Source organism: Acidithiobacillus concretivorus, assembly GCF_018853445.1.
GTDB classification, from domain to species: Bacteria; Pseudomonadota; Gammaproteobacteria; order Acidithiobacillales; family Acidithiobacillaceae; genus Acidithiobacillus; species Acidithiobacillus concretivorus.
In genome coordinates, this window is sequence record NZ_JABELD010000068.1 from 54,230 (window position 1) to 64,175 (window position 9,946).

The window sequence follows — 9,946 nt, forward strand, 5'->3', positions numbered from 1 at the left end:
TTTTCTCCTAGCGGTCGCAACCGGCAATGGTGAGGCCGAAGCTCGCTTCGTTAATGGCGTAATCCATCATGTTGGTACCATGTACCGTCAGTGGAAACACCCGCCAGTTGGAAAACGAGGGTGATTTGATTTTAACCCGTTGCAGACGTCCATCCTCAATCCGGACGGCGTAAATCAGTGTGCCTCGCGGTGTTTCGGCCCAGCCCAGGCCTTGCTGTGCTCCACTTGGCACTTCGTATTCCGTATGAACAGGACCGGCTTTGAGACGACCCGCTGCCTGTACCAGCAGAGCAATGGCTTCCCGCAGGGATTCCGCGCGAACTTCGCTGCGGGCCATGGCATCACCTTTCTGGCGCACTGGTACGTTGAAACGTAATTTGTGGTAAGCCGCATAAGGGTGGTCCCGGCGCAAATCACGATCGAGCCCGGAAGCGCGGGCGACGGGGCCGGTGGCACCCTGATCAAAAGCGGCGCTTTGCGAAAGTACGCCGGTGCCCATCAGTCGATCCAGGTGGGTTGCTGTTTGCTGCAGTCGATCCAGGTAAGCCTCGCCTTCGTCAATGATGGGCTCCAGGGCGTGCGCCAAATGCTCGGCCTGCAAGTCCCGGCGGAGCCCACCCACCCGCAGCAAGCTGCGCAAATAACGGGAACCCGTTAATTCTCCAGCCAGTTGTTTGACTTTTTCTTCCATCAGGAAACCGGTGGCGGCACCAACTTTGAGGGTCGTGGTTTTGGACAACTGTCCAAAATAGTGGAAATGGTTATAGAGACGCTCCAGTTCTACGAGGATCACCCGCAGCAGTTGCGCCCGAGGCGGGACTTCAATGCCCCAGGCATTTTCTACGGCCTGACAATAGGCGAGAGCATGGCAGGCGCTACCCACTCCGGAAACCCGCTCGGCCAGGTAAACACTGCGCTGCGCGTCTTGGCCGGCAAAACGGGCTTCCATACCCCGGTGCTTGAAAAACAGGCGCGGGTGATAATGAAGAATGGCTTCACCAATATAGGAATAGTGAAATTCACCGGTTTCTACCACATCCGCACGCACCGGTCCCCAATACAAATCCTGCACCTGGTCACCCTGTACTTCGGGCATGGTAGGTGGCTGGTAAATGCCGCTTAAATGACCTGAACTGCCGTTTATCCCGAGTGGCGGCTGGGGAACACTGAAGCCTTCGTGAATAATCAGGGGGAAGGGTTCGGGGTGTCCGGTAAAATGAAGGCCACCGAGGTCTTGCATTTCCCGTTCGTACCAGCCCAAGAGCGGAATAAGCGCCGCAAGCGAAGGAAGGGTATCCGTGCCGCGTACTTCCAACAGGACAAATTCGGGATTGTCTTTTTGACTCAACAAATAGCGTACGACGCATTGTTGATCTTCCCAGTCATGCCAGGCCATAAGGAAACGCATCTGCTGATCTAGGCATTCCTGGGCAACTGCCGCGAGCTGCTCAGTCGTGACAGCGCGAAGGCTGCAATTGTTCATTGGGCTGTGCATATTCATGGTTGCACCATAAATGCCTGTTGGAAAAATCCCCACAAGCCACTGGGCCACCAAAGTCCCAGTACCAGTACAGGAATCAGGGCCAGCCACATGGGTAGGCTATTCCACAGGGATAACTTGAGCGTGGGCGCCTCATCGGGTTCCGGTTCCGGGCCCCAAATCATGCGCCTAAAATGATTCATGAAGGCAATAAATATGAGAATGAGCAAAATGGCCATCACCCAGACCGCCCAGGGGTTGGGACTGAGAATGCCACCTCGTAAAATGGTCAGCTCCGATAAAAACAATCCGAAGGGCGGGGCTCCGGTAATAGCCACGGCACCCAGTAACCAGAGGGCGCCCGTCACCGGGTAGTAGCGCAGTACCTGCCGCATTTTACTCATGGACTTGGTGCCGTAAGCGCGCATCATGTTGCCCGCCCCGAAAAACATCAGGGATTTATTCATGGAGTGATTGACCATGTGATACATGGCTCCGGCAAAGGCAATGGGGCCACCAAAGCCGAAACCAATGGCCAGTACCCCCATGTGCTCCAGGGATGAATAGGCGAGCATGCGCTTGGCACCATCCTGCCGAACAATAAACATACCTGCCACAAAGAGCGACAGTACGCCCAGGACCAATAGTGCGGTGTGTCCCATGAGGCTGTAACCACCACTGTCGACAATGGATAAAAAACGATATATCCCCAGCAGGGCAATGTTGAGCAAAGCACCGGAAAGCATGGCGGATACCGGGGCTGGACCTTCGCTATGGGCATCCGGAAGCCAGGTGTGCATGGGGGCGAGACCCACCTTGGTGCCAAAACCCACCAGAGTCAGGAGAAAAGCCAAAAACAAAAGGGTTTCGGGAACCTTGGGGGCGACTTCACGGAGATTGTCCCAGGTCAGGGCATAAGTCGGACCGAGCACAAAGGTGCCACCCCAGTAAAAAAGGATGATACCCAACAGCGCCAGAGCCAGCCCCGCAGAAACGACAATCAGATACTTCCAGGCAGCTTCTATGCATTCGGCTTCTTTTTCAAAACCCACCAGAAAAGCGCTGACTATGGTGGTGAAATCAATGGCAATCCAGAAAATGCCCGGATTATTCATCAACGGCGCAATGAGCATGGTCAGGGCAAAACCTGCTTGCAGGGCATAGTATTTGTGCAGCCGGGGTTTTTCTTCGGGAAGCAGGCGCATGTAGCCAATGGCATAGATGGATGCCAGCAAATATACCAGGCCCACACAAAACAGGACCCAGGCGCCCAATGGGGTCAATAAAATATATTGCTTCCCGATGACCAGAGCCTTGTCGGGAACAGCCACGAGAATCGCCAGAGTCAGGCCGAAAACCGCTATGGAAGTCAGCAGATTGAGATACTCGGCCAGATGCGGCCGACGCAGGGCCAGCATCAGAATGATGGCAACGCCGGGGATAATCCAGAGTGCGGCAATCAGTGCATCAAAATTTATCATGGGTTAACCCACCAGCTTTTGCAGGCCACGGCTACTGGTTGTGCCAGCATGGGTCTGGAGGAATCGTACCAGCATTCCGAAGGCCATGACGATCGTCAGCAAGTCAAAAATGATCACCAGTTCGAGTAGCGCGGGCATACCCGGAACCAGAATTTGCGAACCCAAAAATATTCCGTTTTCGATGACCAGCAAGCCAAGAATGTGACTGATAGCCTCCGAACGCAAAATCATCATCAAAAAACCGATCAGTTTGAGACTGAACATGCAGGTCAGGGCTAGTACAGCAATATTATCAGTCAGATGGAGAGCAATGCCCAGTTGCCGGGATACTTCATAAGAAAAAATCACCAGTACGGCACCCAGAATCATACTGGAAGAAGGCTTCAGCAGCGGGGTGAATTCGCGCTGAATATCCAGTCGTTTAACCAGTCGAAGGACCAGATACGGTAAGAAGGTGCCCCGAAACAAGGCCGTCAATGCCGCAATAATATACAGCTCGGGATAATGTCCATAGTAGCCAATAGATGCAGATATGGCCGCAATCGTCCAGGACTCGGCCGCAAAAGCATACACATGATTTTTCAGCCAGTGCGAAGCGAGCATGACAAAAGATAAAACCAGCGCGAGGATAGCGAGAAGGCTGAATAATGAGGTGGCCAGCGGACCGAGATGAAATATCAGCATGTGTCGCTCCTATAGTTGGTCGGCAACAATGGCCAATACGGCAAAAAGAAAAGACAGCGCTAGAGGCTCCTGGTAGCGATAAAAGCGCAGACGGGATTGCATGGTATCGACCCCCACCATAAGCAGGCCGATTACGCCGTACTTAGCCAGGATGATCAACAACGCCAAGAGCACTGACGGAAAGCTGCCAGTGGTGGACAAACCCCAGGGGAACAGAAATACATTGAGGAAAATCGTGTATAAAATGAATTGTTTCATCCAGCCTGCCCATTTCAGCAGAGCCAGCAGGGGGCCGGAATATTCCAGAATGCGCGCCTCATCAATCATGTAGATTTCATAGGGGATTGTGGAATGAATGGGCAAGCGGTCCGTTTCTACGGTAAGCAGAATGAAAAAAGCCAGAATCAGGAAAATATGGGCCGGACTCCAGTACGCTACCGGATTTTTGGCCAATAGATGATTGGCGACAAAAGGCAGCATGGAATGGTCCAGAAAAGTGATGCCTACAAACACCAGGATCAGCGTCGGTTCGGCAAGAATGCCGAGCATGACGGCGCGGCTGGAACCTAAACCACCGAAGGGCTGGCCGGTATCCAGGCCTGCCAGCAGGATAAAAAAGCTGCCCAGGGTCAGAATCAGTCCGCCCCCCAGAATATCGCCCATGTCCGACAGAGGCAGAGGAAAGTTAGTCAGCACTGGAATGAGCATCGGCACAATGAGCATGGCGGTGAACGCCACTACGGGTGCCCAGAAGAAAACCCAGGTGGCAGATTCGGGTACCAGCAACGTCTTGTTGAACAGTTTCCAGAGATCACGATAGGGCTGAAAAATGGAAGGCCCTTGACCGCGCTGGACACGCTCTTCCACGGTGGTGATGAAGCCATGCAGCAGTGGTGCCAGAAACATCACGGTGAGAACTTGCCCACACTGCAGGACGATGTCGCCGAGCATACCTTCCCCTTATAAGTTTAGCTAATGACTAATGGCCCAACCTCGCGGTTGGGATCAGTAGGAGTCATTAGCCTATAAAGGCAGTTATTGGGCGGAATCCATCACCATAATTTGTGTTGATGGTATCCAGAGACAGAAAACGGGTCAAGAGCTTACTGCGCGAGAAATGATCATTCAGGGCTGTCCATCGGCCTGATAAATGGCATGAGGACTGATGAAGCGACTTAGACGCTGGGCGAGGCTGGCGGCAAGCGGGACGCCCTTATCCATCGCCTCGGAGTTCAGCAGGATGACAATGGTATCTTTACTTTTTGGGGTGTAGATGGCTATGGATTCGAATCCGGCCTGACGGCTGGCATTGCCAACCCAACCATGGTTGACAAACGATCCCCAGCGATACTGTACGGAAGTCTTTGTTTGGCCAGGTGCCGAGGACTGCGGATACGCGGCCAGTATGTGTTTAAAACCTGTCAGGTTCGCATTGATTCTTGCCCAGTTGCGCAGATCAGAAGCCGTTGCGGTCATTGCCCCGGCGGCCCAGAATTGTGAAGGATTCCAGGCGACGGGTTGCAGGGTTTGTGCAGCGTTGTTGCGGGTATAACCACGAACTTGCAGAAAAGGGTCTGCGAAGCTGGTGGAAAAGGTCGTGTCGCTTAAGCGGTTAGGCTGCAGGACTTGTTCGGTGATGACCCGGGACAAGGGCTTGCCGGTGACCTTCTCAATGATCAGACCCAACAAAATCGTGTTGGTGCTGGAATAGTCGAAACGACTACCTGGTTTGAACAACAGCGGATGGGTGAAGCTGTAATGCAGGAGCTGATCGGGCAACAGGCGGGCTTCCGGATTTTTCTTGATGGCATCCAGGTAGGCGGTTTGTTGGGTGTAATCCACCAAGCCGCTGCGCATTTGGGCAAGGTCTGCAACCGTCATGTGTTCACCATCAGGGACGCCACTTACATACCGGGAAACTGGCGCACTGAGTTGAATTTTATCGGCCTTGGCCAGTTCCAGAACCGCTCTCACCGTAAAGGCCGTGCTGAGTTGTCCGATCGGCATATTCATGCGTACACGCATAGCGGTTTTTTCTGCTGGATTTGCTGTCCCGAAGGCTTGCAGATAGAAGGGTCGCCCCGATTGCCAGATGCCGACGATAGCACCCGGAACATCTGCCTTTTGGAGATGTTCTGCAATAAATTGGGTATACATGCTGGCGGTGCTGTGAAAACCGGAAACGCCGGATAAACCAGAAAGCGTAGAAGCCTGGGCCGAAACACCAGCAGCTACACAGGAAAAAACAAGGGTAGACAAGAGAATATGCTTTGGAGAAATCATGCTGTTCTGGTCCTTATGCAAGATGTATTGCCATTTCAATGCCTGCTGGTGAAAACCGCAGTTTCATGGGGAAGGCTCAGTGCTTAGGATAACGCCCCCGGATATTTCAAACAAATTTTGCCCCCCGGATGAACTCAAAGAATAAGGCATGCTAAAATCAGGGCAACGATCTGAATGCTATAGATTGTTGATATAAATTTAAATGACACAGTCAGTTATATAAAGGTGGAAATGATGAAGCTAAAGAGGCAATGGGTCCTGTTGGGTGCGTTCGCGGCGTTATTTGCGGCGGGTTCTGCCGATGCTTGCACCCGAGTGGTGTATCACGGCAAGGATGGTCTGGTCATCACCGGACGGACCATGGATTGGAAAGATCCCATGCACTCGCGCTTGTGGATTTTTCCACAGGGTCTTGAACATGAAGGCGGTGCAGGACGCAATTCTGCGCATTGGGTATCGCGTTATGGCAGCGTGGTGGTTACTTCCCTGGAGTCCGCAGTCAGTGATGGTATGAACCAAAAGGGTCTGGTTGCCAATATGCTCTGGTTGGCTGGCAGCAAGTATCCTGATGATTGCGGCAAGGAACCCCGTTTGAGTATTGCCGCCTGGGCCCAGTATTTTCTGGATAATTTCTCCTCGGTCAAGGAGGCAGTGGCGGCTATCAAGGCGCATCCTCTGTGTGTGGTGTCTGACAAGATTCCCGGCACAGATCGTTATACAACATTGCACCTGTCCATCTCTGATGCCAATGGTAACAGTGCCATTTTTGAATACATCGATGGTAAGTTGGTGATTCATGAAGGCCGTGAATATCAGGTCATGACCAATGATCCCGAATATTCCCAGCAATTGGCTATTGAAAAGTACTGGAACCAGATTGGCGGAACCACTTTCCTGCCGGGAACCAATCGTGCCGCTGATCGTTTTTCGCGGGCAGCATTTTACATTCATGCCATTCCCAAAACGGCAAACCAGTCTGAGGGCGCGGCTGAAGTGATGAGTGTTTTGCAGAATGTATCCGTGCCGATGGGTATTTCAACACCCGGACAACCTCACATTTCCTCAACGCGCTGGCGGGTAGTCGCGGACCAGACGGGTCTCAAATACTACTATAATTCAGTCAGCAGCATGGATACCTTCTGGGTTAATCTGAATCAGGCTGATCTCAAAAAGGGCGCTCCCATTTTGCAGTTGCCCATGGGCCAAGGTCAGGTTTATTCCGGAGATGTCATAGCGGATTTCAAACCGGTCAGCAAACCTTTTGAATTTGTGACGGTGTCCCCGGGAAAAACGCAATCCTGATAAGTTGCAATAAGGGGTAAAACGGGGTTTAGAATGCCCAATGCCCGGAAATGAAAAAGGCTGCCTGCAGGAACAGGGCAGCCATTTCTATGGCCAGAAGCCAATGCGCCCAGGTTTTATGGGCTGTGCTTTGGTATATCCAGCCAGCCGCCAGAAACAAGGGCAGATTGATATAAAGCAGGCGGTAAGTAGAAACCGGTCCCTGTGCCGCCCCCTGAAACCATAAGTAAGCAAAAATCAAAGGAATGCTGACGACGAGTAAGGCCCATTGGCGTTTCCACCATAAAACCCCCAGAGCAACAAAATTACCCAGCAAGATCACGGCATTCATGAAAAAGTATACACTACGGGCAGGATTCAGTACTGTCGGTTCCAGCAATAATGCATGGATTAGCGGCGTATAGTCTCCTCCCCACAAGGGAAATAGTTCGACAATATTTCTCAGTTTGTTCAGAGGCGATAAATGGCCAATATAGGGACCATGGGCTACTACAAAAGCAAAAGGTGTCTGGAATAAATACCATTGGTAGGCCATGAATATACCCAGCCCGCTGCAGGCGATTATTCCCAGGCTTAACCCCTTGAATAGGGAAATGAGCGCATAGTTTTGCCTGCTCGTCCAAACGCGCCCCAGTAAAACCAGCCATATTCCGAAAGCGAAAAAAACCATCAAAGGTCCGGAGGCCGTGCCGATTCCCGCCCAGAGAGCAGCCTGGAACGGACGTTGCTGACGGAACGCAATCAGTGTGGCGATGGCCAGACAATTCATCAAAGAAGTTGGATAGGCGCTGATGAAAAAGGCGGCGGCAGGGTACAGTGCGTAACTCAAAGTGGCAAAAGCGGCGCTATCGGGTTCCAGCCAGTCCTGGGCGAGACGCTGAAATAACAGCACCGAGAGTATTCCGAAAAATAGAGCCACGCCTATGCTAATAGCAGAAATATTGAAAGGCAAAATGAGACTGAAGCCTTTGCACAGAGCCGGATAAAGTGGGAAAAAGATAATGTTCTGCCCAAAATAGGCATGCGGTATGTAGCTGTAACCGTGAGTGGCAATGTCCACATACCATTTGGCATCCCAATTGATCAAAGCCTTGGCAATGGACCCGGAAACGGGGTCCAGACCACGGCTGAATAAATAATAACCTAACCAGGTTCCGCTATAGATGGCTAAGGCGCTGAGAAAAATGCTGCGGAGCAGCCAGAGCCTGTGCTTATCGGTCTTGTGTGCAGATGAGGAGGATTCCGACATACGCTTTATTCTATTTTTACAGGATCAGGTACCAGGGGAGCAGGCCGGGTGCCCTTGGCGTGCGGGAGATTTTTGATTTGCAGCAGGCTGATGTTTTCGTGACTATATATTTCATAAGCGGTTGTGAGATTTTGTGCCTGATAATCTTGGGGAATGGCTGCCACTACGGCAGAAACATCGCGAGAGGGACAAACCAGATAAAGCGGGTTTTTACCCAGAACGGCCCGTAATTCTGCTAATGACGACAGATGACGAATGGGCATGTCCCCGCGCCCGGCATAAAACAGGAAGCTCGGCTGAAACCAGTCCCAGGAGGCCAGATGATAAGGATGCTTGCCCTGAATGGCAGCAATTTCCTGTCCCATTGCTCTGGAGGGTTTGAGCGTATCGATCGGCGGAAGAATGACAAACACCAGAAGACCACTGAGGACAATACTGCCCACTCCCAGACTGGCCCATGCGGCTGACCAATGCTTTTGCCACATCAGGAGCATGGCGAAAACGGCTGCAAGCATGTAGGGAAACCCAATTTCAACCATTCCAGGAAGATGCGGTTCGCGCAGGGGTAAAACCCAGGCAGCAAAAATGCTCAGCGCGAGTCCTACCAGAAACAATGTGCCGAAGGATAGAGCCAACCCCCAGGTTGGCGGTAACTTGGATTGGACGCGGATTTTTTCAAACCAAAAGGCAAGAAGGATAAATAAAGGTGGATAGGCCTCCCAGACATAATTGGGAAGTTTGGTCGCGGAGAGGGTAAAAAAGGCGATCCAGATGCCTGCCCATAGCAGCAGAAACAGGGGTATGGCCTGGTTTTGCAAAAAGTGGCGTCGCTTCAGCCAAAGATCATGCAGCACTTGCGGTAAAAATATGGACCAGGGCAGCATGCCCAGAAAGGTACTGATGAGATAATAAAACCAGGGACCCCGGTGGCCTTGCATACTGTCATCAAAGCGCCCGATATTTTGCTCAAAAATAAAAAGACGATCCCAATTCCAGTGGGTTTCAATACCTACCGCCAGATACCAGGGCAGCATGATCATCAAAAAAAGTGGAATGCCGGTTGTCAGTCGCCCCTCTTTCCATAGTAGGGGTAACTGCTGACGCAACAACAGAAACAAGACAATAATGAGTCCCGGCAATAGAAACCCGATGGGGCCTTTATCCAGAGTAGCCAGGGCCATGGCGGCATAGGCCCAATGGAATTCGCGGGTACGAATTTCTGGATAAATATATCCACGCAGGTAACTTAATAACGCAATGGTGACCAATAATATCAGCAGTGGATCGGGGGTAGCACTGCGAAAAATAATGGTACTGTGCAGTGCGGTGGCAGTCAGTAACCCACTGAGCAGAGCGATGGACTCCCCGTAGAGGCGGCGCAGGGCGATAATCAAATAGAGAACCAATAACGCCCCGACCAGGGCTGAGCCAATCCGTAATCCCCATGAATTCATGCCCAGTAAACGG

Annotated in this window: 8 protein-coding genes and 1 riboswitch; of the genes, 1 reads left to right on the plus strand and 7 read right to left on the minus strand. The window is 51.9% G+C overall.

Translation table 11 applies throughout. The features are described 5' to 3' along the window. Nucleotides 1–7: 7 nt before the first annotated feature. The 5 genes from HJG40_RS09575 to HJG40_RS09595 all read right to left on the minus strand — a co-directional run bounded on the left by HJG40_RS09575 (nucleotide 8) and on the right by HJG40_RS09595 (nucleotide 5,928). Nucleotides 8–1,501 (minus strand): hydrogenase large subunit, encoded by a 1,494-nt coding sequence (locus HJG40_RS09575; RefSeq protein ID WP_215863979.1) that lies wholly within the window; start codon nucleotides 1,499–1,501, stop codon nucleotides 8–10. Next, nucleotides 1,498–2,961: a proton-conducting transporter transmembrane domain-containing protein gene (locus HJG40_RS09580; RefSeq protein WP_215863980.1), complete on the minus strand. Its 1,464-nt coding sequence runs from the start codon at nucleotides 2,959–2,961 to the stop codon at nucleotides 1,498–1,500. Before HJG40_RS09580 ends, HJG40_RS09575 begins: the two co-directional genes overlap by 4 nt. 3 nt (nucleotides 2,962–2,964) lie before the next feature. Further along, nucleotides 2,965–3,645, minus strand: coding sequence for a hydrogenase (locus HJG40_RS09585; protein WP_215863981.1), 681 nt, complete (start codon nucleotides 3,643–3,645; stop codon nucleotides 2,965–2,967). A gap of 9 nt (nucleotides 3,646–3,654) precedes the next feature. Continuing rightward, nucleotides 3,655–4,596 (minus strand): respiratory chain complex I subunit 1 family protein, encoded by a 942-nt coding sequence (locus tag HJG40_RS09590; protein WP_215863982.1) that lies wholly within the window; start codon nucleotides 4,594–4,596, stop codon nucleotides 3,655–3,657. Nucleotides 4,597–4,647: 51 nt separating this feature from the next. Next, nucleotides 4,648–4,711: riboswitch (Fluoride riboswitch) on the minus strand. 59 nt (nucleotides 4,712–4,770) lie between these two features. Then, nucleotides 4,771–5,928 carry a serine hydrolase domain-containing protein gene (locus tag HJG40_RS09595; protein WP_215863983.1) on the minus strand — a complete coding sequence of 386 codons (1,158 nt, stop codon included), beginning with the start codon at nucleotides 5,926–5,928 and terminating at the stop codon, nucleotides 4,771–4,773. Between the two features lie 231 nt (nucleotides 5,929–6,159). On the opposite strand from HJG40_RS09595, the gene HJG40_RS09600 reads away from it, so the two are divergent. Next, entirely contained in the window at nucleotides 6,160–7,230 is a 1,071-nt protein-coding gene (locus tag HJG40_RS09600) for a bile salt hydrolase (RefSeq protein WP_226857360.1), read from the plus strand. Nucleotides 7,231–7,258: 28 nt separating this feature from the next. Here the strand turns inward: HJG40_RS09600 and HJG40_RS09605 are convergent, their stop codons facing one another. Together HJG40_RS09605 and HJG40_RS09610 are read right to left on the minus strand one after the other, a co-directional pair. Continuing rightward, complete coding sequence (locus HJG40_RS09605; protein ID WP_215863984.1) at nucleotides 7,259–8,479, minus strand: mannosyltransferase family protein; 1,221 nt, start codon at nucleotides 8,477–8,479, stop codon at nucleotides 7,259–7,261. 5 nt (nucleotides 8,480–8,484) lie between these two features. Then, nucleotides 8,485–9,946: ArnT family glycosyltransferase (locus tag HJG40_RS09610; protein ID WP_215863985.1), on the minus strand; the 1,462-nt coding region annotated here is incomplete at its 5' end.

Bases quoted from the DNA above. Each gene is read 5' to 3' on its own strand.
- HJG40_RS09590 (WP_215863982.1), bottom strand. From the start codon at position 4,596: ATGCTCGGCGACATCGTCCTGCAGTGTGGGCAAGTTCTCACCGTGATG.
- HJG40_RS09575 (WP_215863979.1), bottom strand. From the start codon at position 1,501: ATGAATATGCACAGCCCAATGAACAATTGCAGCCTTCGCGCTGTCACG.
- HJG40_RS09580 (WP_215863980.1), bottom strand. From the start codon at position 2,961: ATGATAAATTTTGATGCACTGATTGCCGCACTCTGGATTATCCCCGGC.
- HJG40_RS09600 (WP_226857360.1), top strand. From the start codon at position 6,160: ATGATGAAGCTAAAGAGGCAATGGGTCCTGTTGGGTGCGTTCGCGGCG.
- HJG40_RS09585 (WP_215863981.1), bottom strand. From the start codon at position 3,645: ATGCTGATATTTCATCTCGGTCCGCTGGCCACCTCATTATTCAGCCTT.
- HJG40_RS09595 (WP_215863983.1), bottom strand. From the start codon at position 5,928: ATGATTTCTCCAAAGCATATTCTCTTGTCTACCCTTGTTTTTTCCTGT.
- HJG40_RS09605 (WP_215863984.1), bottom strand. From the start codon at position 8,479: ATGTCGGAATCCTCCTCATCTGCACACAAGACCGATAAGCACAGGCTC.